Origin of the sequence: Gemmobacter nectariphilus DSM 15620 (genome assembly GCF_000429765.1) — a bacterium.
In the GTDB taxonomy this organism is placed as follows: Bacteria; Pseudomonadota; Alphaproteobacteria; order Rhodobacterales; family Rhodobacteraceae; genus Wagnerdoeblera; species Wagnerdoeblera nectariphila.
In genome coordinates, this window is the sequence record NZ_AUCM01000003.1 from 304,479 (window position 1) to 328,108 (window position 23,630).

18 protein-coding genes are annotated in these 23,630 nt (G+C 66.0%); all 18 read right to left on the bottom strand.

The genetic code is table 11. From position 1 onward, the window contains the following. Positions 1–2: 2 nt before the first annotated feature. The 18 genes from G481_RS0101465 to xdhA all read right to left on the bottom strand — a co-directional run bounded on the left by G481_RS0101465 (position 3) and on the right by xdhA (position 23,520). Positions 3–2,969 carry a 2-oxoglutarate dehydrogenase E1 component gene (locus tag G481_RS0101465; RefSeq protein WP_028028424.1) on the bottom strand — a complete coding sequence of 989 codons (2,967 nt, stop codon included), beginning with the start codon at positions 2,967–2,969 and terminating at the stop codon, positions 3–5. Then, a complete protein-coding gene (locus G481_RS0101470; protein WP_028028425.1) occupies positions 2,966–3,415 on the bottom strand; it encodes a DUF805 domain-containing protein in 450 nt (149 codons plus the stop codon). The genes G481_RS0101465 and G481_RS0101470 overlap by 4 nt, the downstream gene beginning before the upstream one ends. 51 nt (positions 3,416–3,466) lie before the next feature. Continuing rightward, complete coding sequence (gene sucD, locus G481_RS0101475) at positions 3,467–4,351, bottom strand: succinate--CoA ligase subunit alpha (protein ID WP_028028426.1); 885 nt, start codon at positions 4,349–4,351, stop codon at positions 3,467–3,469. 75 nt (positions 4,352–4,426) lie between these two features. After that, the gene (locus G481_RS0101480) at positions 4,427–4,900 is read right to left on the bottom strand and encodes a hypothetical protein (protein WP_028028427.1); all 474 of its coding nucleotides are present in this window, start codon (positions 4,898–4,900) and stop codon (positions 4,427–4,429) included. 5 nt (positions 4,901–4,905) lie between these two features. Next, complete coding sequence (sucC, locus tag G481_RS0101485; RefSeq protein WP_028028428.1) at positions 4,906–6,099, bottom strand: ADP-forming succinate--CoA ligase subunit beta; 1,194 nt, start codon at positions 6,097–6,099, stop codon at positions 4,906–4,908. A gap of 177 nt (positions 6,100–6,276) precedes the next feature. After that, entirely contained in the window at positions 6,277–7,233 is a 957-nt protein-coding gene (locus G481_RS22535; RefSeq protein ID WP_051294231.1) for a hypothetical protein, read from the bottom strand. Between the two features lie 67 nt (positions 7,234–7,300). After that, positions 7,301–7,798 carry a hypothetical protein gene (locus G481_RS0101495; RefSeq protein WP_154664494.1) on the bottom strand — a complete coding sequence of 166 codons (498 nt, stop codon included), beginning with the start codon at positions 7,796–7,798 and terminating at the stop codon, positions 7,301–7,303. A 58-nt stretch (positions 7,799–7,856) separates the two neighbouring features. Further along, entirely contained in the window at positions 7,857–8,528 is a 672-nt protein-coding gene (locus G481_RS0101500) for a methyltransferase (RefSeq protein ID WP_035024762.1), read from the bottom strand. Positions 8,529–8,554: 26 nt separating this feature from the next. Further along, positions 8,555–8,734: a hypothetical protein gene (locus tag G481_RS0101505; protein ID WP_028028431.1), complete on the bottom strand. Its 180-nt coding sequence runs from the start codon at positions 8,732–8,734 to the stop codon at positions 8,555–8,557. 177 nt (positions 8,735–8,911) lie between these two features. Then, positions 8,912–9,874 (bottom strand): malate dehydrogenase, encoded by a 963-nt coding sequence (mdh, locus tag G481_RS0101515; protein ID WP_028028432.1) that lies wholly within the window; start codon positions 9,872–9,874, stop codon positions 8,912–8,914. A 488-nt stretch (positions 9,875–10,362) separates the two neighbouring features. Then, positions 10,363–13,824, bottom strand: a complete 3,462-nt coding sequence (locus tag G481_RS0101520; protein WP_028028433.1) for a pyruvate carboxylase — start codon at positions 13,822–13,824, stop codon at positions 10,363–10,365. Between the two features lie 295 nt (positions 13,825–14,119). Next, complete coding sequence (locus tag G481_RS0101525; protein WP_028028434.1) at positions 14,120–15,211, bottom strand: BMP family ABC transporter substrate-binding protein; 1,092 nt, start codon at positions 15,209–15,211, stop codon at positions 14,120–14,122. Positions 15,212–15,268: 57 nt separating this feature from the next. Beyond that, positions 15,269–16,198 (bottom strand): ABC transporter permease, encoded by a 930-nt coding sequence (locus tag G481_RS0101530; RefSeq protein WP_028028435.1) that lies wholly within the window; start codon positions 16,196–16,198, stop codon positions 15,269–15,271. Then, complete coding sequence (locus G481_RS0101535) at positions 16,198–17,283, bottom strand: ABC transporter permease (RefSeq protein ID WP_028028436.1); 1,086 nt, start codon at positions 17,281–17,283, stop codon at positions 16,198–16,200. The genes G481_RS0101530 and G481_RS0101535 overlap by 1 nt, the downstream gene beginning before the upstream one ends. Further along, positions 17,280–18,830: an ABC transporter ATP-binding protein gene (locus tag G481_RS0101540; protein ID WP_028028437.1), complete on the bottom strand. Its 1,551-nt coding sequence runs from the start codon at positions 18,828–18,830 to the stop codon at positions 17,280–17,282. The genes G481_RS0101535 and G481_RS0101540 overlap by 4 nt, the downstream gene beginning before the upstream one ends. After that, on the bottom strand, positions 18,757–19,761 hold the full coding sequence (gene xdhC / locus G481_RS22540) for a xanthine dehydrogenase accessory protein XdhC (RefSeq protein WP_051294232.1): 1,005 nt from the start codon (positions 19,759–19,761) through the stop codon (positions 18,757–18,759). Before xdhC ends, G481_RS0101540 begins: the two co-directional genes overlap by 74 nt. After that, positions 19,754–22,117, bottom strand: a complete 2,364-nt coding sequence (xdhB, locus tag G481_RS0101550; RefSeq protein ID WP_028028438.1) for a xanthine dehydrogenase molybdopterin binding subunit — start codon at positions 22,115–22,117, stop codon at positions 19,754–19,756. The genes xdhC and xdhB overlap by 8 nt, the downstream gene beginning before the upstream one ends. Then, positions 22,114–23,520 carry a xanthine dehydrogenase small subunit gene (gene xdhA / locus G481_RS0101555; protein ID WP_028028439.1) on the bottom strand — a complete coding sequence of 469 codons (1,407 nt, stop codon included), beginning with the start codon at positions 23,518–23,520 and terminating at the stop codon, positions 22,114–22,116. The genes xdhB and xdhA overlap by 4 nt, the downstream gene beginning before the upstream one ends. Positions 23,521–23,630 lie beyond the last annotated feature (110 nt).

Consider the following 23,630-nt stretch of genomic DNA (forward strand, 5'->3'; position numbering starts at 1 on the left):
TGTCACTTTCCTTCGATGGTCAGCGCCTCGTTCACGAGCGCTTCCTGTTCAGCTTTGTGTTTCGAGGCAAGGCCGGTCGCCGGCGATGCCGAGGCCGTGCGGCCCGCATAGGTCGGACGCGAGAACCGGGCGCCGATCCGCGTCAGCACCCATTCGAGGTTCGGCTCGACAAAGGTCCAGCCGCCCTGGTTCTTGGGCTCTTCCTGGCACCAGACGATTTCGGCGGTCTTGAAGCGTTCCAGCTCCTTCATCAGCGACAGGGCCGGGAAGGGGTAGAACTGTTCCAGACGCAGGATGTAGACATCATCCGCCCCGCGCTTGTCGCGTTCGGCCAGCAGGTCGTAATAGACCTTGCCCGAGCAGATCACGACGCGCTTGATCTGCGCATCCGGCTTCAGCGTCAGATCGCTGTTGCCGCGCTCCGCATCGTCCCACAGCACGCGGTGGAAGGTCGATCCGGTGGTGAAATCCTCGGCCGCCGAGATGCACATCGGATGGCGCAGCAGCGATTTCGGCGTCATCAGCACCAGCGGCTTGCGGAAGCTGCGGTGGATCTGGCGGCGCAGGATGTGGAAATAGTTCGCCGGGGTCGAGCAGTTGGCGACGATCCAGTTGTCCTGGGCCGACAGTTGCAGGAACCGCTCCAGCCGGGCGCTGGAATGTTCCGGCCCCTGACCTTCGAAGCCATGCGGCAGCAGCATCACCAGACCCGACATGCGCAGCCATTTCGACTCGGACGAGTTGATGAACTGGTCGAACATGATCTGCGCGCCGTTGGCGAAATCGCCGAACTGGGCTTCCCACATCACCAGCGCGTTGGGTTCCGACATCGAGTAGCCGTATTCGAAGCCCAGCACCGCATATTCCGAGAGCATCGAGTCGATGACCTCATAGCGCGCCTGACCCGCACGGATGTTGTTCAGCGGGTAATAGCGTTCTTCGGTCTTCTGGTCGATGAAGGCCGAATGACGCTGGCTGAACGTGCCGCGGGTGCAGTCCTGGCCCGACAGGCGGACCGGATAGCCCTCGACCGCCAGCGAGCCGAAGGCCAGCGCCTCGGCGGTTGCCCAGTCAAAGCCCTTGCCGGTCTCGAACATCTTGGCCTTGGCGTCCAGCTGGCGCGTCACGGTCTTGTGGATGTCGAAGCCTTCGGGAACGCGGGTCAGCGCGGCACCGACTTCGGCCAGCGTCTCGGGCGTGATCGCGGTAGAGCCCGCCTCATAGTCCGCCTTTTCGCGGCCCAGATGCTTCCAGCGGCCATCCAGCCAGTCGGCCTTGTTGGGCTTGTAGTCCTTGGCGGCCTCGAAATCCTCGTTCAGGCGGGCCTGGAACGCGGCTTTCATGTCCTCGATCTCACCTTCGGGGATCAGGCCATCGGCGACCAGACGCTCGGTATACAGCTGAAGCGTGGTCTTGTGCTTCTTGATCCGGGTATACATCGCCGGGTTGGTGAACATCGGCTCGTCGCCTTCGTTGTGACCAAAGCGGCGGTAGCAGAAGATGTCCAGAACCACGTCCTTGTGGAACTTCTGGCGGAATTCGGTGGCAACGCGGGCCGCGTGGACCACGGCCTCGGGATCATCCCCGTTGACGTGGAAGATCGGCGCCTCGACCATCAGGGCGATGTCGGTCGGATAGGGCGAGCTGCGCGAGAAATGCGGCGCGGTGGTGAAGCCGATCTGGTTGTTCACCACGATATGCATCGTCCCGCCGGTGCGGTGCCCCTTCAGGCCCGACAGGCCAAAGCATTCTGCCACGACGCCCTGGCCGGCAAAGGCCGCATCGCCATGCAGCAGGATCGGCAGGACGGCGATCCGTTCCTCGGTGTCGTGATACTGGTCCTGTTTCGCGCGCACCTTGCCCAGCACGACCGGGTTCACCGCCTCGAGGTGCGAGGGGTTCGCGGTCAGCGACAGGTGGACGACATTGCCGTCGAATTCGCGGTCCGAGCTGGCACCCAGGTGGTATTTCACATCGCCCGAGCCGTCGACATCCTCGGGCTTGTAGCTGCCGCCCTGGAATTCGTTGAAGATCGCCTTGTAGGGCTTGCCCATCACGTTCGCCAGAACGTTCAGGCGGCCACGGTGCGGCATGCCGATGACGATTTCCTTCACACCCAGCGCACCGCCGCGCTTGATGATCTGTTCCATCGCGGGGATCAGCGCCTCGCCGCCGTCAAGGCCAAAGCGCTTGGTGCCCATGAACTTGACATGGCAGAACTTTTCAAAGCCCTCGGCCTCGACCAGCTTGTTCAGGATCGCCTTGCGGCCCTGTTGGGTGAAGCTGATTTCCTTGCCATAGCCCTCGATCCGTTCCTTGAGCCAGGCGGCCTGTTCGGGATCCGAGATATGCATGTATTGCAGCGCAAAGGTGCCGCAATAGGTGCGCTTCACGATGTCGAGGATCTGGCGCATGCTGGCATGGACCAGCCCCAGCACGTTGTCGATGAAGATCGGCCGGTCCATGTCGGCCTCGGTGAACCCGTAGGAGCGCGGATCAAGCTCGGGGTGGAGCGATTCATCGCGCATGTTCAGCGGGTCAAGATTGGCGGCCAGATGGCCCCGGATGCGATAGGCGCGGATCAGCATGATGGCGCGGATCGAATCCAGCACGGCGCGCTGGATTTGCGCCTCGGAGACCTGAACCCCGGCCTCGGCGGCCTTTTCGGCAATCTTCTTGCCGGCGCCCTTGGCTTCCTTGGGAACGATCGGCCATTCGCCGGTCAGCGCAAGGGTCAGATCGTCGGCGGGCTGCGGCGGCCAGTCGGCGCGCGCCCAGCTGGGGCCGGCGGCGGCGCGTTCCGCATCGACCGGGCTTTCGCCCAGGGCGCGGAAGAATTCCGCCCACGAGGCGTCGACCGACGAGGGATCACGCGCGAACTTGGCCGCCATCTGATCGATGTAATCGGCATTGGCGCCATCCATGAAGGACGAGGCGTGGAACTGGCTGTTGGAAGATTGATCGGTCATGGCGAGACCTCATGGGAGTTGAGTGAGGGGCTGGTGGGGCTGACAATGACACGCAGCAGCATGAGGATGGCAACAACGGCCGAACCGATGCTGATATACCACAGGTGATCCTCGGACAGCGGGTTCTCTGGCACGGAACGCAGAAGTGTCAGGCCCCATGCCAGAATTGCGAATCCTGCGGTTGCCGCTGGCCAGTTCGAGCTCAGCCCGGCATCGCGTGCGCGGTGAACCAGCGCGGCAGCGATTGGCCACCAATAGGCAAGGGTCAGGATTAAAGTGGACTGGACGTCGGCCAAAGTTGAGACGTTTGGAAAGGTGTATGCACTCAGGGTAAACGCAATCGGCAGCAAAAATGCTGCGCGCCACAAGAACTCTGAGCGGCTGGTGCCCCCCGAGGAGCGATACGACCGGAGCTTCCCGGTCACGATGGCTAGCAACGATGCCATAGTGCTCCATGTCTCTTCTTATGAGGAGGCGGGGTTTCCCCCGCCATGCCCTTACCCCTTGATCGCTTTCAGCACAGCTTCACCCAGACCGGCCGGGCTGTCGGCCACGATGATCCCGGCCGACTTCATGGCCTCGATCTTCGATTCCGCGTCGCCCTTGCCGCCCGAGACGATGGCGCCGGCATGGCCCATGCGGCGGCCCTTCGGCGCGGTGCGGCCCGCGATGAAGCCGGCGGTGGGTTTCCAGCGGCCTTTCTTCTTTTCATCGGCCAGGAACTGCGCGGCTTCCTCTTCGGCCGAGCCGCCGATTTCGCCGATCATGATGATCGAATGGGTGTCCGGGTCGGCCAGGAACATTTCCAGCACGTCGATATGCTCGGTGCCCTTGATCGGGTCACCGCCGATGCCCACGGCCGACGACTGGCCAAGGCCAACGTCGGTGGTCTGCTTCACGGCTTCATAGGTCAGCGTGCCCGAGCGCGACACGACGCCGACCGAGCCGACCGAGAAGATGTTGCCCGGCATGATGCCGATCTTGCAGGCGCTGGGGGTCATCACGCCCGGGCAGTTCGGCCCGATCAGGCGCGACTTGGAATTGATCAGCGCGCGCTTGACCTTCATCATGTCCAGCACCGGAATGCCTTCGGTGATGCACACGATCAGCGGGATTTCCGCGTCGATCGCTTCAAGGATGGAATCGGCCGCGAAGGGCGGCGGGACGTAGATCACCGAAGCATCGGCGCCGGTGCGTTCCACAGCCTCATGGACCGAGTTGAAGACCGGCAGGCCCAGGTGGCTGGAGCCGCCCTTGCCCGGGGTCACGCCGCCGACCATCTGGGTGCCATAGGCAATGGCCTGTTCGGTGTGGAAGGTGCCCTGGCTGCCGGTGATGCCCTGGCAGATGACTTTGGTGTTCTTGTCGACGAGGACTGCCATCGTGACGTTCCTTTGTTCTGACGGGGCAAGCCCCGTGATCATGCGGATGCGGCAAGGCCGCGATTTCGGATGCGCTCAGCCCGAGGTCAGGCTGATGGCGGCGTTGTTCTCGATGTAGCGGGCGGTTGGGGCCGTCTCGCGATCCACCCGGATGCGGCGGGGGCCGTCTGACCAGACCGCCTTGTCGTCGGTCCGGGCAAAGCCTTGCCGGCGCAGCTCGTTTTCGACCGCGCGCGAGGCCAGACGGGCCTCGGAGCGTGCGACATAGAGCGTGCAGGGGGCAGGGCGCAGGACCCGCAGCCCGACGGCAGGGTCGGCAGGCGCCATCAGCGGGCTGAGCGGCACGCGCGCAGCATAGCCGCGGGCGCGCAGCCCCTGTTGCACCGGCTCGGGCGCAAGGCCGTTGTCAAGGCACAGGCGCGTGACGGCGACCACCTCGGCGGCCAGCGCGGACATGGCGCCGGTTGCCGACTCCGGCACAGCCGGACCCGAACAGCCAGCAAGGCCCATCGCCCCGCACAGCCCCAGATGGATCGCGCCGCGCGCCATCAGCCTTAGCCCTTGACCGCCTTGACGATCTTCTTCGCCGCGTCCGACAGGTCGTCGCCCGCGATCACGTTCAGACCGGAATTGGCGATGATCTGCTTGCCCAGATCGACGTTGGTGCCTTCCAGACGCACGACCAGCGGAACCTGCAGGCCGACTTCTTTCACCGCGGCGATGATGCCTTCGGCAATGATGTCGCAGCGCATGATGCCGCCAAAGATATTGACCAGGATCCCTTTGACGTTCGGGTCCGAGGTAATGATCTTGAAGGCTTCGGTCACCTTTTCCTTGGTGGCGCCGCCGCCGACGTCCAGGAAGTTGGCCGGCTCTGCGCCATAAAGCTTGATGATGTCCATCGTCGCCATGGCCAGGCCCGCGCCGTTCACCATGCAGCCGATTTCACCGTCCAGCGCGATGTAGTTCAGGTCGAACTTCGAGGCGACCAGTTCCTTGGGGTCTTCCTCGGTCTCGTCGCGCAGGGCCAGGATGTCGGGCTGGCGGAACAGGGCGTTGTTGTCGAAGCCGACTTTCGCGTCCAGCGCCTTGAGATCGCCATCGGTGGTCACGATCAGCGGGTTGATCTCGATCATCTCGGCGTCCTTTTCTACGAACGCCTTGTAGAGCTTGCCGATCAGATCGACGCACTGCTTGACCTGCTTGCCTTCCAGACCCAGCGCAAAGGCAACCTTGCGGCCGTGGAACGGCTGGATGCCGGTCGCCGGATCAACCGAGAAGGAGACGATTTTCTCGGGGGTATGGGCTGCGACTTCCTCGATGTCCATGCCACCTTCGGTCGAGACGACGAAGGACACGCGGCTGGTGCCACGGTCGACCAGCAGGGCCAGGTACAGCTCGCGGCTGATGTCGCTGCCGTCTTCGATGTAGATGCGGTTGACCTGCTTGCCGGCCGGGCCGGTCTGGTGCGTCACCAGCGTGCGGCCCAGCATCTGCTGCGCCATCTCGGCGGCCTCGGTCACCGATTTCGCCAGGCGCACGCCGCCCTTTTCACCGGCTTCGGCTTCCTTGAACTTGCCCTTGCCACGGCCACCCGCATGGATCTGGGCCTTGACGACCCAGAGCGGCCCGCCCAGCTCGCTTGCGGCGGCCTTGGCTTCCTCGGCGCGCAGAACCGCGCGGCCATCCGAAACCGGAACCCCGTAGCTGCGCAGCAGCGCCTTGGCCTGATATTCATGGATGTTCATGACGTCGTCCCGTCCTGGTTAGATTTGGTGGCGTCATGGCACATGTCGGCGCGGTAACAAACCGGATTCCGGCCCGAACACCATGGAAGCAGCGGAAATCCGCCCGATGTGATCACACGATTTTTCCTTGTGATCACAATTATGGAAATCGTAATCAGGATGCCGCGATGCAGCGATTCAGCTGTCGGGCCGGTCCCCGCGCAGCGCGGCCGACAGGGACCGGCGCAAGGCACGCAAGCGGTGATTGTCGATGCGCCGCGCCACGCTTTCGGCCGCGGCCAGCGCCAGCCGCGCATGGCCCCGCGCCTGCGCGGCGCCCAGCACCGAGAGCACATAGGGTATGGCATCGCGCCGCTTGCGCAGCAGGCGCTGCGCCTGTGGCGCGTCCAGCGTGCCGCGCAGCCCCAGCAGTGTCATCTCGCGCAAGACACCCATGCGCAGCAGCATCGGCGGCAACTTGTGGCCAAAGTGGCGCAGCGGGATCTGCACGACTTGCGGCCCGGCCAGCCGGGCGGCATGTTGACGGTCCTCGGGGACGCAAGGGTCGAACAGCACATAGGCCCGGCTTGCGGTGCGGATGCTGCGCGCGGCATCGGTGAAATCGCCCGACCAGTCACCAAGGCCCCGGCCATAGCGATAGCGCGTCTCGAACGGCACGATCCTGGGCCGCAAGGTGGATTGCGGCGCATAGGCCAGCACCACCGCCCCCGGCGCGAGCCCGGCAAAGGCCGCCGCGCCGAACGCCCCCATCGACGAGCCATACAGGCTGACCGCCGGATAGCGCGCAAACAGCCCCGCCTGAGCCACCGCCACCATGGCGGCCTTGAGCTGCGGGCACTGGAACCAGTCCTTGCGCTTGACGATCACGCCAAGGTTGCCCCAGCCCTGCGCGATGATCAGATCATGGCCAAAGGGCTTGCGGAAACTGGTCTCGCGGTCCGAGGACAGGTTGTCAAAGCTGACCACCAGCCGATCCGCGCCAGGCCGGTAGCACAGGATGTGGTGATCGGTTTCCAGCCAGAACCCGCCCTCGCCCTCGCAGATCGCGCGGATCCGATCCAGGCCGGGGGGCAGGGGCGTTGCTGTGGGGCCGGGCTGAAAGCGGGCGGCAAGGGCACGGAACGGATCGCTCAAGGGTCGGTCCAGACTGGGAACTACCCGCACAGGCTAGCGGGACTGTGACCGCTTTGCCAGAGCGGCCTTAGCTTCGCTGGTGGATGACGATCAGTTCCGAAGGATAGCCGGGCCGGACCACGCGGCGCACCAGCACCGCGCCGTTGCCGCCGCCCAGGGACCAACCCTGCTCGATCCCCGCACCGCCAAGCGCGGTGGCACCGGGATATCGCCGGGCGATCAGGCTGCGCAGCCGTTCGGTCTGGCCGGTCCGGGACCGGGCAGCGACGGCGCAGGACCGCCCGTCAGAACCCAACATGATGGCGGGGCGGCTGTCATCCACCACAAAGCTGCGGATTGCCCGTGGCTGGCGAGAGGGAACCTCGACATAATCCATTGTCCGCAGGCGCCCAGCCGTCGCATTGGCATCGGTCGGACCGTCAAGGCATATGTCTTCGAAAATGGCGACCAGCCGGGCAGGCGAGGACTTTGGCACGATGTTCGAGGGGCGCATATTGGCCAGTTCATAGCCCTCGGCGCCGGGTTCGACACAGGCTCCCAGTGCCAGACATGCGGCGATGATCAACGGAAAGCGCATGGGCACAGGGTGGCATGGCTTCAGCCGTGACGCAACCTCAAGTTGCTCATCTTTGCGCCACGCACAGCACCTGACCACGGGGCAGGCGGTCGTCGCGGAAGTCGACCTTCAGCCCGGCGTCTGCGGCAAGGCGGGTCACATCCTCGGCCAGAACATGCCAGGGCGTGCGGTCGCCATGGGTGACCACGCCATCCGGCTGGCGATAGGGGCGGGCGGCGGCCACCGCATCGGGCGCCAGAAAGACGGTAAAGGCGAACAGGCCAAAGTCCAGCCGCTCGGCCACCCGACGCAAACCATGGCCAAGATGGGCAAGGGGCAGATGGGTAAAGACCGCAAAACACAGCACGAGGTCGAAGGCGCGTGGCAGGCCGGGGAAGTCGAAATTGCCATCCTCGACCAGCTGGCCTTCGGGGAGGCGGGCGCGGTCAGCCTCGGTCAGTTCCTGCCGATAGCCGGTCGCCATCAGCGCGCCAGACAGATCGGTGCCCCAGTAGTTGCCCGGATCAAGGAACGGCACCAGCCGGCAGCCGGTGCGCAGTGGCCCGCAGCCGATGTCCAGCACCCTGTGCTGCGGCTGCAACCCCAGCCGCAGCAGCATGTCCATCTGGATCCTGCCCGTTTCGTCCCAGCGCCCGCCGATGATGTCGCGGTGCCGGCCGCGGGTCAGGGCGGTCTCGTAGAACCCGGGGACCAGATAGGGCGAGACATGGCCGGACATCGCCGTCATCCTGACCTGGGCGCGGCTTAAGGTTTCGGAGTGGTCTTGGCGGCGTTGCGCGCGGCGGCGGATTTCATCCGCTCCAGCAGATCCTCGCGCGAGGGTTTGCGGCCAAAGGGGTTTGCGGCCTGACCCTTCTGGTTGTGTTCGATATGACGGGGCGTGCCCTTGCCGGATTTCGGATTGCCGGATTTCGAATAATCCATGGTGGTCTCCTGCTGTCCGTCGCCCCTGCCGGGGACGGTTGCATTCCGGTTAGCATCAGGCGGGGTCCGCCGAAAGGCCCTTGGCCAGCTGATCGCTGTGACAGCTCGGACAGGGCCCGGAATCAAGCGGCCCGCCGCGCCACCAGATGGGGCGCGGCGGGCCTTGCATAAGCTGGATCAGGCCAGCGACGGGTCGATGCCCTTGCAGGCCTCGACAAGGCCCTTCACCGCGTCGACCGACTTCTGGAACATCACCTGCTCGTCCTTGTTGAGCTTGATGTCCACGATGCGCTCGATGCCCTTGGCGCCGATCACGGTCGGAACGCCGACATACATGCCGTCAAGGCCATAGGCGCCCTTGACGAAGGCCGCGCAGGGCAGCAGGCGCTTCTGGTCTTTCAGATAGCTTTCCGCCATCTCGATCGCCGAGGTCGCCGGGGCATAGAAGGCCGAGCCGGTCTTCAGCAGGCCAACGATCTCGGCGCCGCCGTCACGGGTGCGCTGGACGATGGCGTCCATCTTTTCCTGCGTGGTCCAACCCATTTCGACCAGATCGGGCAGCGGGATGCCGGCAACGGTCGAATAACGGACCAGCGGGACCATCGTGTCGCCATGGCCGCCCAGAACAAAGGCGGTGACGTCCTTCATCGACACGCCGAATTCCACCGACAGGAAGTGGCGGAAACGGGCCGAATCCAGCACGCCGGCCATGCCGACGACCTTGTTGTGCGGCAGGCCTGAGAATTCGCGCAGCGCCCAGACCATCGCGTCCAGCGGGTTGGTGATGCAGATCACGAAGGCGTCGGGGGCGTATTTGGCAATGCCTTCGCCGACCGATTTCATGACCTTGAGGTTGATCCCCAGCAGGTCGTCGCGGCTCATGCCCGGCTTGCGCGGCACGCCGGCGGTGACGATGCAGACATCGGCGCCCGCGATGTCCTCGTAGGTGTTGGTGCCCTTGAGCGTCGCGTCGAACCCTTCCGAGGGGCCCGATTCCGCGATGTCCAGCGCCTTGCCCTGGGGGGTGCCTTCCGCGATGTCGAACAGCACGACGTCGCCGAGTTCCTTCAGTGCGGCAAGATGGGCAAGCGTGCCGCCGATCTGGCCCGCGCCGATCAGCGCGATCTTGGGTCTGGCCATGGTGGTCCTCTCCGGTTGAGGGTGAATGACGGGCATGGGCTTAAGCCCCCCGCGCGCGCGGCGCAAGCCCGGGCGTGATCCGGGCTGGTCGGCGGATGTGATCGTTTGCGCTAAATCGTCCGGTGCAGACCGGGCCAGGGCGGATTGCGCCGGATTTCAGGGCACTGTGGGGTGGGACGGGGTGGGCTGGCCGTGCTGCGGGCGCGTGACGGGCACCGGGGGCAGGGCGCACAGCCCCCCGATTCTGCGGGGCACGCAAGGTGTTGGGGCCACGCGGGCCACGCCCGGTCATGGGTCGCCTCAGGTTTGGGGCCCTGTTGCTCCCGCTTGCTGGCTGCCGCGCCAAGTCACCCCGCGATAACTTGAACAGACGAAGGCCGCGGCGGGCTTTGCCTCATCTTGCCGCAAATACCCCGCGGGATTTTCAAGGGGGCGCGCAAGCCCCCTTGAAGCAGGGGGTGCGGGGGGCGGCAGCCCCCCGCCTACTCTCAGTCCAGCTCGATCAGCAGATCCTTGGCCTCGACCCCGGCACCGGGAGAGACATGGACAGCCTTGACCGTTCCGGCCCGGTCGGCATGCAGGCCGGTTTCCATCTTCATCGCCTCGATCGTCAACAGCAGATCGCCCGCGCTGACCTTCTGGCCGACCGACACCGCGACCGATGCGATGGATCCCGGCATCGGCGCGCCGACATGGGCGGCGTTGCCATCCTCGGCCTTGGGCCGGCGCGCGGTGGCCGCCTTGATCGAGCGGTTCGGCACCCGGATCACCCGCGGCTGGCCATTCAGTTCGAAGAACACCTTGACCTCGCCGTCATCGGTGGTCTCGCCCACGGTCTGCAACCGGATTTCCAGCGTCTTGCCAGGGTCGATCTCGGCGGTGATCTCTTCGCCCGGCTCCATGCCGTAAAAGAAGGTCCGCGTCGGCAGCACCCGCACCGGGCCATAGATCGCATGGCGCGCGCGGTAGTCCATGAAGACCTTGGGATACATCAGATAGCCGTTCAGATCCTCGCCATCGACGGTCTCGGTCTCGGCATCCTCGCCAGCGGCGGCGCGCACCTTTTCCAGCAGCTCGGCGCTGGTTGCCTCCAGATCCACCGGGGCAGCATGCAGGCCGGGGCGGTCGGTGAACGCTGTCTCGCCCTTGAGCACCTTCTTCTGGATCGCGGCCGGCCAGCCACCCGGCGGCTGGCCCAGATTGCCCTTCATCATGTCGACGACCGAGTCGGGAAACGCCACCTCGACCGCCGGATCCTCGACCTGCGCGCGGGTCAGACCTTGCGCCACCATCATCAGCGCCATGTCGCCCACCACCTTGGACGAGGGCGTCACCTTGACGATATCGCCGAACATCCGGTTCACATCGGCATAGGTCTTGGCGACCTCGTGCCAGCGCGATTCCAGCCCCAGCGAGCGCGCCTGCGCCTTGAGGTTGGTGAACTGGCCCCCCGGCATCTCGTGCAGATAGACCTCGGACGAGGGCGCCTGCATCCCCGATTCAAAGGCCGCGTAATGGCCCCGCACCGCTTCCCAGTAATCCGAGATCTCGCGGATCCGCGCCATGTCAAGGCCAGTGTCGCGCTCGGCGCCCTTCAGCGCCTCGACCACCGTGCCCAACGTCGCCTGGCTGGTGTTGCCCGACAGCGCATCCATGGCACAATCGACGGCATCCACCCCGGCCTCGGCGGCGGCAAGGATCGTGCCGCTGGCAATGCCCGCCGTGTCATGGGTGTGGAAATGGATCGGCAGGCCGACCTCTTCCTTCAGCGCCTTGACCAGCAGCCGGGCGGCAGCGGGTTTCAGCAGGCCCGCCATGTCCTTGAGCCCTAGCACATGGGCACCGGCGTCGCGCAATTCGCGCGCCATGCCGACATAGTATTTCAGGTCATATTTGGACCGGTCCGGGTCCAGCATGTCGCCGGTATAGCAGATCGTGCCTTCGCAGATCTTGCCGGTTTCCTGCACGGCATCCATCGCAACGCGCATGTTCTCGACCCAGTTCAGGCTGTCGAACACGCGGAACACGTCGATCCCGGTTTCCGCCGCCTGATGCACGAAGGACCGCACCACATTGTCGGGGTAATTGGTATAGCCCACCCCGTTCGCGCCGCGCAGCAGCATCTGCAGCATCAGGTTCGGCATGGCCGCGCGCAGATCGCGCAGGCGCTGCCAGGGGCATTCCTGCAAGAAGCGATAGGCCACGTCAAACGTCGCCCCGCCCCAGCATTCGACCGAGAAAAGACCCGGCAGGTTGGCCGCATAAGCCGGCGCCACGCGGATCATGTCCAGGCTGCGCATCCGGGTTGCCAGCAGCGACTGATGGCCGTCGCGCATCGTTGTATCGGTGATCAGCACGCGCTTTTGCGCCAGCATCCAGTCGGCCACGCCTTTCGGCCCATGCGCGCGGAGCAGATCGGCGGTGCCGGGCGCGGGTGCGGCCATCAGCTCTGGCGGGCGCGGGGTGCGCGCCTCGGCAGGCTTTGCCCGGCCTGCGGTTTCGGGGTGACCGTTGACGGTGATGTCCGCGATATAGGTCAGGATCTTGGTCGCCCGGTCGCGGCGGCGGCGGAAGTTGAACAGATCGGGCGTCGTGTCGATGAACTTGGTCGTATACTGGTTCGACAGGAACACCGGGTGCTTGAGCAGGTTGATGACAAAGTCGATGTTCGTCGCCACCCCCCGGATACGGAATTCGCGCAAGGCGCGGTCCATGCGGGCAATCGCCATCTCGGGCGTCGGCGCCCAGGCCGTCACCTTTTCCAGCAAGCTGTCGTAATAGCGCGTGATCACCGCGCCCGAATATGCCGTGCCACCATCCAGCCGGATCCCCATGCCGGTCGCGCCCCGATAGGCGGTGATGCGGCCATAGTCGGGGATGAAGTTGTTCTGCGGATCCTCGGTCGTGACACGGCACTGAATGGCATTGCCGTTCAGCCGCACCTCGGACTGGCCGGGGGTGCCGGTCGCCTCGGCCAGCGTCTTGCCCTCGGCGATCAGGATCTGGGCCCGCACGATGTCGATGCCCGTGACCTCTTCGGTCACGGTATGCTCGACCTGGACGCGGGGGTTCACCTCGATGAAGTAGAACTTGCCCGACTCCATATCCATCAGGAACTCGACCGTGCCGGCGTTCTGATAGCCGACAGCGCGCCCGATCTTCAGGCCAAGCTCGCAGATCTCGGCGCGCTGCGCGTCGGACAGATAGGGGGCCGGGGCGCGTTCGACGACCTTCTGGTTGCGCCGCTGGACCGAACAGTCCCGCTCATACAGGTGATACAGCCCGCCATGGGTATCGCCCAAGAGCTGCACCTCGACATGACGGGCGCGCAGGATCATCTTTTCCAGATAGCCCTCGCCATTGCCAAAGGCCGCCTCGGCCTCGCGCCGACCCTCGCGCACCTTGGTCTCCAGCTCGTTCTCGGCCATGATCGGGCGCATCCCGCGCCCGCCGCCGCCCCAGCTGGCCTTGAGCATCAAGGGATAGCCGATCGCCTCGGCCTCGGTGCGGATGGCGGCGAAATCCTCGCCCAGCACTTCGGTCGCCGGAATCACCGGCACACCGGCCGCAATCGCCACCCGCCGCGCGCTGGCCTTGTCGCCAAGCGCGCGCATCGTTTCCGCCTTCGGCCCGATGAAGGTGATGCCAGCCGCCGCGCAAGCCTCGACGAATTCGGGGTTTTCCGACAACAGCCCATAGCCGGGATGGATCGCGTCGGCCCCCGACATCTTCGCCACCCGGATGATTTCCGGGATCGACAGATAGGCCCCGACGGGCGACAGCCCTTCGCCGATCCGATAGGCCTCGTCGGCCTTGAACCGGTGCAGGCTCAGCTTGTCTTCCTCGGCAAAGACCGCGACGGTCTTCTTCCCCAGCTCGTTCGCAGCCCGCATGACGCGGATGGCGATCTCGCCCCGGTTGGCAACAAGGATCTTGCGGAACTCGGCCATGGTGCTTCCTCTACCCGGTTCGTTTGGGGCGTAACACTACCGATGCCGCGATGCAGCGCAAGGTGAAACTGCTGGAATTGGCAAGATTTGCTGACCGGATTCGCCAGTTTGCGCCCGCGATCCTCGATCCTGGCTCTGATCCTTGATTTCGACCTGATCCAAATATCCTCGGGGGTGAATGCGCGCCCTGGCGCGCAGAGGGGGCAGAAGGCCCCCTTTGCCCCGTCGTAACCCTTTGAAACGAAACGGCCCCGCAGCAGATGCCGCGGGGCCGCAAACCTGTCTGGTGTCAGGCTTATTTCGGAATGTCGGCCTTGATGCCTTCGACAAAGAACATCATGCCGGCCAGCGTGCCATCGTCGGCCACTTCGCCATCCTTCAGCCAGTCCGAGCCGTCCTGTTTCTTCAGCGGGCCGGTGAACGGGTGATAGGTGCCTGCCGCGATATCGTCGCGGATCTTCTCGGCGGCGGCTTTCACATCGGCCGGGACGGCCTCGGTGATCTCGCCGATCAGCACTTCGCCGCCAGGGATTCCCGCCCAGGTGGCCTTCTGCTCATAGGTCCCGTCCAGCAGGGCGCCGATCCGCTCGATGTAATAGGGGCCCCAGTTGTCGATGATCGAGGCCACGCGCGGGCTGGGCTTGTAGGCCGCCATGTCCGAGGCCTGGCCAAAGCCGATCACGTTGCCGGCCTTTTGTGCCTCGGCCAGCGGCGCGGTGGAATCGGTATGCGCGGCGATCACGTCGACGCCTTGCTCGATCAGCGCCTTGGCGGCATCCGCCTCTTTCGCCGGGTCGAACCAGGTATAGGCCCAGACCACCGACAGCTCGACCGCCGGGTTCACCTTGCGGGCGTGGATGAAATAGCTGTTGATGCCCTGAATGACCTCGGGGATCGGGAAGGACCCGATATAGCCGATCTTGTTCGACTTGGTCATGCTGCCCGCGATGGTGCCGATCACGGCGCGGCCTTCGTAGAAGCGCGCATCATAGGTGGACACGTTGGCATGCTCGCGCTTGTAGCCGGTGGCGTGCTCGAACTTCACGTTCGGGAACTTGGCGGCGACCGTGTTGGTCGGGTCCATGTAGCCGAACGAGGTGGTGAAGATGATGTTGCAGCCCGACAGCGCCATCTGGGTCAGCACGCGTTCCGCATCGGCGCCTTCGGGAACCGATTCCTGATACATGGTTTCCAGCTTGTCGCCGAACTTCTCGACTGCCGCCAGACGGCCCTGATCGTGCTGGAACGTCCAGCCGCCATCGCCGATCGGCCCGACATAGACGAAGCAGGCTTTCACCTTGTCCATGCCGGCGGCCGCCACGGGGGCGCCGAATGCCAGGCCAAGGCCGATTGCGGCGCTGGTCGCCAGAAGGGTTCTGCGGAACATTGTAGTCTCCCTGTTCATGGGGTTTCTTCCCCTGTGTTTACATAAGAAAGCGGCAAGTCAATGGGTTGCGTGGAAGCTGCGCCCAAGCGCCGCTGGTGCCCCCATCGCGCGCCCGCCGCGGGCCGACATGACGACCAGCACAAGGATGGTGATCACATAGGGCGACATCTGCAAGTATTCGACCGGCACCTTGGCCCCCGCCGCCTGCAGGTTCAGCTGCAACACGGTGATCCCGCCGAACAGCCAGGCCCCCAGCATCAGCCGCCCCGGCCGCCAGCTGGCAAAGACCACCAGCGCCAGCGCGATCCAGCCCGCGCCCGAGGTCATCCCCTCGGTCCAGAGCGGCACGCGCACAAGGCTCAGGTAGGCCCCGCCCAGACCCGCCATCGCGCCGCCGAACATGATGGCCAGCAGCCGGATGCGCACCACCTTGTAGCCAAGCGCATGGGCGGCATCATGGTTTTCCCCGACCGCCCGCAAGATCAGCCCGACCCGCGTGCGGTTCAGCACATACCAGATGCCCGCCACCGCCAGCAGCGCCAGATAGACCATCAGGTCATGGCGCAGCAGCACCGTGCCCAGCACCGGAATATCCGACAGCGGGCCGAACGACAGCCGCTCGGTCAAGGGCGGCTTGATGCCGACATAGCCCTGACCGATCAGCGCTGCGAACCCCAGGCCGAACAGTGTCAGCGCAAGGCCGGTCGCCACCTGATTGGCCAGCAGATATTGCGTCAGAACCGCAAAGATCAGGCTGAGCGCCGCGCCGCCAAGCGCGCCGCCGATGAACCCCAGCGCCGGGCTGCCGGTATTGACCGCAACCGCAAAGCCGCAGATCGCGCCGACGATCATCATGCCCTCGACGCCCAGGTTCAGAACGCCTGCCTTTTCCACCACCAGCTCGCCCAGGCCCGCCAGCAGGATCGGGGTTGCCGCCACGATCAAGGATGCGAACAGGACCGCAGGGTTGATTGCCGACAGATCCATCACGCCGCCTCACGCTTTGCCAGCCGGGGCCGGTAGTTGGACAGAAGATCAAGCGCCAGCAGGAAGAACAGCAGCATCCCCTGAAACGCCTGGATCGAGGCCTTGGGCAGGCCCAGCATGAACTGCGCAAGTTCCCCGCCGATATAGGTCAGCGCCATCAGAAGGCCGGCCAGCAGGATCCCGATCGGGTTCAGCCGGCCCAGGAAGGCCACGATGATCGCAGTGAACCCATAGCCGCTGGCAAAGTCGATCGAGATCTTGCCCGACGGCCCCGCCACCTCAAAGAGGCCCGCAAGCCCGGCCAGCGCGCCCGAGGTGCCCATGCAGATCAGCACCAGCGCCATGGGCGAGACGCCCGAGAATTTCGCCGCCCGCGGCGCCTGTCCGGTCAGCTTGATGTTGAAGCCAAGGATATGGCGCTGCAGCATCACATAGGCCGCGATCACCGCGACAAAGGCGACGATCACGCCCCAGTGAATGCCGGTGCCCGCGAACAGCTCCGGGTTCGACGCCGCAGGGTATTGCGCCAGATTGCGCGAGCCGGGAAAGCCGCCGCCTTGCGGATTGCGCAGCGCCCCCAGCGCCATCGAGGCCAGCAGCGCCTGTGCCACATAGACCAGCAGCAGCGAGACCAGGATTTCCGAGGTGTTGAAGAAGGTGCGCAGCAAGGCCGGGATCATCGCCCAGACGATCCCCCCAAGCGCCCCCGCAACCACCATCAGCGGAAAGATGTACCAGCCCGCTGCCGGATAGAACGCAAGGCCCACCGCCGCGCCGCAGATCGCGCCGATGATGTATTGCCCCTCGGCCCCGATGTTCCAGATCCCGGCGCGAAAGCCCAGCGACAGCCCGATGGCGATCAGGATCAGCGGCCCGGCCTTGACCAGCAGCTGCGGGCGCGAATAGCTGGACAGGTTCGGGTCGAACAGCGGATCCCAGAAGATGATGCGGATCGCCTCGAACGGGTTCTTGCCCAGGGCCGCGAACATGATGCCGCCCGCGATCATGGTCAAAATCACCGCAATCACCGGGGTCGCCCCCACCCAGAACCGCGACGGCGTGGGCCGTTTTTCCAGCCGGATCATGCGCTTGCCCCTTGTTGTTCATGGTGGTGCGCCACATCCATGCCATGCGCGCCGCCCATCATCAGGCCGATCTCGTCCACCGTCAGCCCCTGCGCCGGCCGGGGCCGGGTCATGCGTCCCTCGTTCAGCGCGGCAAAACTGTCCGAGATTTCCACCAGCTCATCCAGATCCTGACTGATCGCCACCACCGCCGCCCCGCGCGCAGCCAGATCCAGCAGCGCCTGGCGGATCGCCGCAGCCGCGGCCGCATCGACGCCCCAGGTGGGCTGGTTGACCACGATCACCGAAGGCTCTTGCAGGATTTCGCGCCCGATGACGAACTTTTGCAGGTTCCCGCCCGAGAGCGCGCGGGCCGCGACATGGCTGCCGGGGGTGCGCACGTCAAAGGCCTTGATGATGCCTTGGGCGAATTCCTCGACCGCGCCCCAGCCGATGAAGCCGCGCTTGAGAAACCCCTTGCGCACATAGCTCGACAGCAGCGCGTTTTCCGTCAGGCTCATGTCCGGCGCCGCAGCATGGCCCAGCCGTTCCTCGGGCGCGGCGACCAGCCCCAGCGCGCGGCGCGCATTGGGGCCCAGCCGTCCCACCGGCTGGCCCGCGATCTTCACCGCCGCCTCGGGCGAGAGGATTTCCCCCGACATCGCCAGAAGCAATTCATCCTGCCCGTTGCCGGCCACCCCGGCGATGCCCAGCACCTCGCCCTGGCGCAGCGTGAAGGACACATCCTTCAGCGCCGTCCCGAACGGGTTGGGCGAGGCAACCGACAGCCCCGTCACTTCCAGCGCGACCGGACCGGGGGGCTTGGGCGCCTTGGCCGGCGGGGTCAGCACCTGACCCACCATCAGCTCGGCCAGCTCGCGCGCGGTCTTGTCGCGCGGGGTGCATGTAGCCACCACCTTGCCACGCCGCAGGATCGTTGCCTCGTCGCACAGCGACCGGATCTCTTCCAGCTTGTGGCTGATATAAAGAATCGCGGTGCCCTCGGCCGACAGCTGCCGCAGGGTCTGGAACAGGATGCCCACTTCTTGCGGGGTCAGCACGCTGGTCGGCTCGTCCATGATCAGCAGCTTGGGATCTTGCAGCAGGCAACGGATGATTTCGACCCGCTGGCGTTCCCCGGCCGACAGATCGCCCACCAGCTTGGCAGGGTCCAGCGGCAGGCCATATTCCTGGCTGACCGCGCGGATCCGTTCGGCCAGCTCGCGCATCGGCGGCGGGTTTTCCATGCCAAGCGCGACGTTTTCCGCGACATTCAGCGCCTCGAACAGGCTGAAATGCTGGAAGACCATCGCCACGCCATTCTGCCGCGCCTCGGAGGGTTTCGCGGGCTGATAGGGCGCCCCGCGCAGCAGCATCCGGCCCGAATCCGGCCGGACCAGACCATAGATCATCTTCACCAGCGTCGACTTGCCGGCGCCGTTTTCCCCCAGCAGGGCGTGGACTTCGCCGGGGCTGATGGCGAACGAGACGTCGCTATTCGCGACGACGCCCGGATAGGCCTTGGTCAGCCCCTCGATGCGCAGAAGATCCGCGTTCCCTGATGTCATCCGTGATCTCCGTCCCGGAATTTTCTTGTCGTCTCAATAGGTGCGCGGCCACCCCGATGGCAATGGCCTGCGGGTGCTTGCCGAGGCCGATATCGCCGATCGGGCAGGTGATGCGCGATATCTGTGCAGGCGGATGCCCCAGCGCGGCAAGGCGCGCGCGAAACCGCGCCCATTTCGTCGCTGACCCGATCAGGCCCAGAAACCCGAAATCGGTGCCCAGCAGCCGGTGGCACAGCTCCAGATCCAGCGCATGGGAATAGGTGACGATCAGATGCTCGGCCCCTTGCGGCACATGGGGCACCAACCCCTGGGGCGCCTCGGTCCAGATTGGCGTGACGCCTTCGGGGATGGTCTCGGGAAACCGCGCGCGCGCCGTATCCACCCATGTCAGCGCCAACCCGGGCAGGGGGGCCAGCACGCCCACCAGCGCCCGCCCGACATGGCCCGCGCCCCAGATCCAGATCTGCCGCGCGGGCCGCGCCACCGGCTCTACCATCCAGCCCTGCACCAGCGCCGAGGGCGGCACCCGCCCCTTGCCCCGCGCATCGGCCAGGATGCGCCGCACCGCCAGCGGCATCGGCCCCGGCACCACGGGGCGGGCGATCACCTCAAACCCCTCCAGCGCGGCGACGGATGCGCCATCATGCACCTCGGTCAGCAGGCTGACCGCCCCGCCGCAGCACTGGCCCAGCTTGGGCCCCAGGGCCTCGCGGTCCAGTCGGGTGCCGCCCGCGGCCAGCATCGCCCGCGCCCGCGCCATGGCCTCCCATTCCAGCGCGCCGCCGCCGATCGTGCCCTCGGCGCCATCGGCCCAGACCAGCATCGCCGCCCCCACCTCGCGGGGGGATGATCCCTCATGCGCGGCGATCACCACGCGGGCCACGCGGCCATGGGCAGCCACCGCGCGGCGCAACGCCGCCAGGTCAAACATCGCCCCGCCCCTCCTGGCGCCGGATCGCGGCCAACACCCGCTCGGCCGTCGCCGGGCCGTTCAGATCGGCATAGACCGACCCGTCGCCGCAAGCCGCCACCGCATCCGACAGCGCCATCAGCGCCGAGATCCCCAGCATGAACGGCGGCTCGCCCACGGCCTTGGACCGGTAGATCGTCGGCTCGGGGTTCTCTCGCCCGTAAAGTGCCACATTGAAGACGCGCGGCCGGTCGCCACAGGCAGGGATCTTGTAGGTGCTGGGCGCGTGGGTGCGCAGCCGTCCCTTGTCATCCCAGACCAGTTCCTCGGTGGTCAGCCATCCGGCACCCTGAACATAGCCGCCCTCGATCTGGCCAATATCCAGCGCCGGGTTCAACGAGGCGCCGGTATCGTGCAGGATATCGGCGCGCAGGATGCGGTTCTCGCCGGTCAGCGTGTCAACGGCAACCTCGGTCACCGCCGCGCCATAGGCAAAATAGAAGAACGGCCGCCCCTGACCCTTGACCCGGTCCCAGGTGATCTCGGGGGTGCGATAAAACCCCGTCGCCGACAACGAGATCCGCGCGGCATAGACCATGGCGGCCACATCGCCAAAGCCATAGTCCGCCCCACCCACCTGCACGCGCCCGCCCCGGAACACCACAGCCTCCGGCGCCACCTGATGACGCTCGGCCAGATGCGCGGCCATCCGGCCCCGGATCTCGGCGCAGGCCGCCTGCACCGCCATCCCGTTCAGATCCGACCCGCTGGATGCTGCCGTCGCCGAGGTATTGGGCACCTTCGCCGTATCCGTCGCGGTGATGCGCACCAGATCCATCGGCACGCCGAATTCCTCGGCCGCCACCTGCGCCACCTTCTGGAACAGCCCCTGTCCCATCTCGGTGCCACCATGGTTCAGATGGATGGACCCGTCCTGATACACATGCACCAAGGCCCCCGCCTGGTTGAGATGCGTCAGCGTGAAGGAAATCCCGAACTTCACCGGCGTCAGTGCCAGCCCCCGCTTGATCACCGCATTCCGGGCATTCCACGCACGCACCGCCGCCCGCCGCGCCGCATAGTCCGACGTCTCTTCCAGCCGCGCCACCAGATCATGCAGCACGAAGTCCCGCACCTCCTGGCCATAATGGGTGGTCTGAATACCCCCATCCTGCTTTGCCTTTTTCAAAATACCCTCGGGGGGGCCGGGGGGCAGACGGCCCCCCGGGGCTGCCACAGGCGCGGCATAGAAGTTCAGCCGCCGCACCTCCATCGGATCGCGCCCCACGGCATGGGCGACATGATCCAGCACCCGCTCGATCCCCACCATGCCTTGCGGCCCGCCAAAGCCGCGATAGGCGGTGGCGCTTTGGGTGTTGGTGCGCAGACGGTGGCTCTCGATACGCATGGCCGGAATGAAATAGGCGTTGTCGGCATGCAGCATCGCCCGGTCGGCCACCGGATGGGTCAGATCGAGCGCCCAGCCCGCGCGGGTGGCATGCACGAACTCCACCCCCAGGATCCGCCCGCCCTCATCGAAACCGACGCGGTAGTCGATGCGGAAATCGTGGCGCTTGCCGGTGATGACCATGTCGTCATCGCGGTCATAGCGCATCTTGCAGGGCCGCCCGCTTGCCCGCGCGGCCACCGCGCAGGCCACGGCCAGCGCATTGCCCTGGCTTTCCTTGCCGCCAAAGCCGCCGCCCATCCGCCGGCATTCCACCCGCACCGAATGCATCGGCAGACCGATCGCCTCGGCCACCTTGTGCTGGATCTCGGTCGGATGCTGGGTCGAGGAGATGACATGCATGTCCCCGTATTCGCCGGGCATTGCCAGCGCGGCCTGACCTTCCAGATAGAAATGTTCCTGCCCGCCGACCTCCAGCCGCCCCTCGATCACCCGAGGCGCCGCCGCGATGGCCGCCGCTGCATCGCCGCGCGACCAGACCACGGGGGGGCCGAAACGGCTGTCCGCCGCCAGCGCCTGATCATGGGTCAAGATTGCGGGCAATTCCTGATAGACGGTCTTGCCCAGCCGCGCCGCCTTGCGGGCCGCCAGATGGGTTTCGGCCACGACCAGAAACACCGGCTGGCCGACATAATGCACGGTCTCGACCGCCAGGAGCGGCTCGTCATGGGCCGAGGGGCTGCAATCATTGGCAAAGGGCAGATCGGCTGCCGTCAGCACCGCCACCACGCCGGGCGCGGCGCGCACGGCAGACAGATCCATCGACAGGATCCGGCCATGCGCCACCTCGGAGAGGCCAAAGGCCAGATGCAGCGCATTGGCCGGCAGCGGCATGTCATCGACATAGCGGGCCTGGCCCGTCACATGCAGCGGGCCCGAATCATGGGGCAGGGGCTTTGCAACGCTCATGCCTCGATCTCCAGCACGCGGGGGGCAAGGCCCTGATCTTCCAGCCAGTAGCGGCGCAGCATGCCGATGGCCGCCTCCATCCGGTAGCCGGCCGAGGCGCGCATGTCCGAGAGCGGCGTGAAATCCGCGCGCAGCGCCGCGCAGGCAGCATTCATGGTGGCCTCGGACCATTCGGCGCCCAGCAAGGCAGCCTCGGCCCCTGCCGCGCGTTTCGGTGTTCCGGCCATGCCGCCAAAGGCGATGCGGGCGGCGGTGACACGGCCGTTTTCAACGGTGATGCTGAAGGCGCCCAGAACGGCCGAGATGTCCTGATCGAAGCGCTTCGACAGCTTGTAGCATTTCAGCCGGTCGGGCTGGCGCGGAATGCTGACGGCCTCGACGAATTCCCCCGGTTGCCGGTCCTGCTTGCCATAGTCGATGAAGAACTTCTCCAGCGGCAGGGATCGGCGCGCGCCGCCGCGCCGCAGGTGCAGGGTGGCGCCAAGCGCGATCAGGGCTGGCGGGCCGTCGCCGATGGGCGAGCCGTTGGCGATATTCCCCCCTATGGTCGCCGCATTGCGCACCTGGGTCGAGCCATAGCGGCGCAGCATCTCGGCCAGATCCGGGTGAAAGGGCGCAAGGGCGCGGCGCAGATCGGCGATGGTGGTGGCGGCGCCGATGCGGATCTCGTCTTCGGTGACGCTGACGCCTTGCAGATCGGGAATACCGGCGATGAAGGCGACCGGGCCCAGATCGCGCAGTCCCTTGGTGACCCAGAGCCCGACATCGGTGGCGCCCGCGATCAGCCGGCCATCGGGATTGGCGGCATACCAGTCGGCCAGCTCGTCAACGCTGCGCGGGATGGCGGCGCCGGGGGGGCTGTCTGCCCCCCCGGACCCCCCCGAGGGTATTTCGGAAAAGGCAAAGGACGATGGGTCGTCACGGACCCAGTCCGGCGGTGTCGCCTGCCGGGCCGCTTCGGCGGCGCGGATGATCGGGGCATATCCGGTGCAGCGGCACAGGTTGCCGGCCAGCACCGTGTCATGGTCGGTCTCGCCGGTCAGATGGGCGGCCACCAGCGAATTGACGATTCCGGGGGTACAAAAGCCGCATTGGCTGCCATGGCAATCGACCATGGCCTGTTGGACGGGGTGGAGCCTGCCATCGGGGGCGGCCATTCCCTCGACGGTCCGGACCGCCTTGCCGTGCAGTTGCGGCAGGAACAGGATGCAGGCATTCAACGCCCGCGCGCCCTGGGCATCGGTCACCATCACCGTGCAGGCGCCGCAATCGCCTTCGTTGCAGCCCTCCTTGGTGCCGGTCAGGCCGCGTTCCTCGCGCAGCCAGTCGAGAAGGGTCCGGGTGGGCGCAATATCGCGCAGGCGGACAGGCGTTCCGTTCAGAAGAAACGCGATCTCGGTCATCGTGTCGTTCCGCCGCGATACGTCCCTGATGGTGGAGTTTCGCGCCCGTCCCGATGCGGCGTAAGGCAGGGCGCACTCCGTTAGGGCCAGCAAAGCGCGGGCGCATGGGG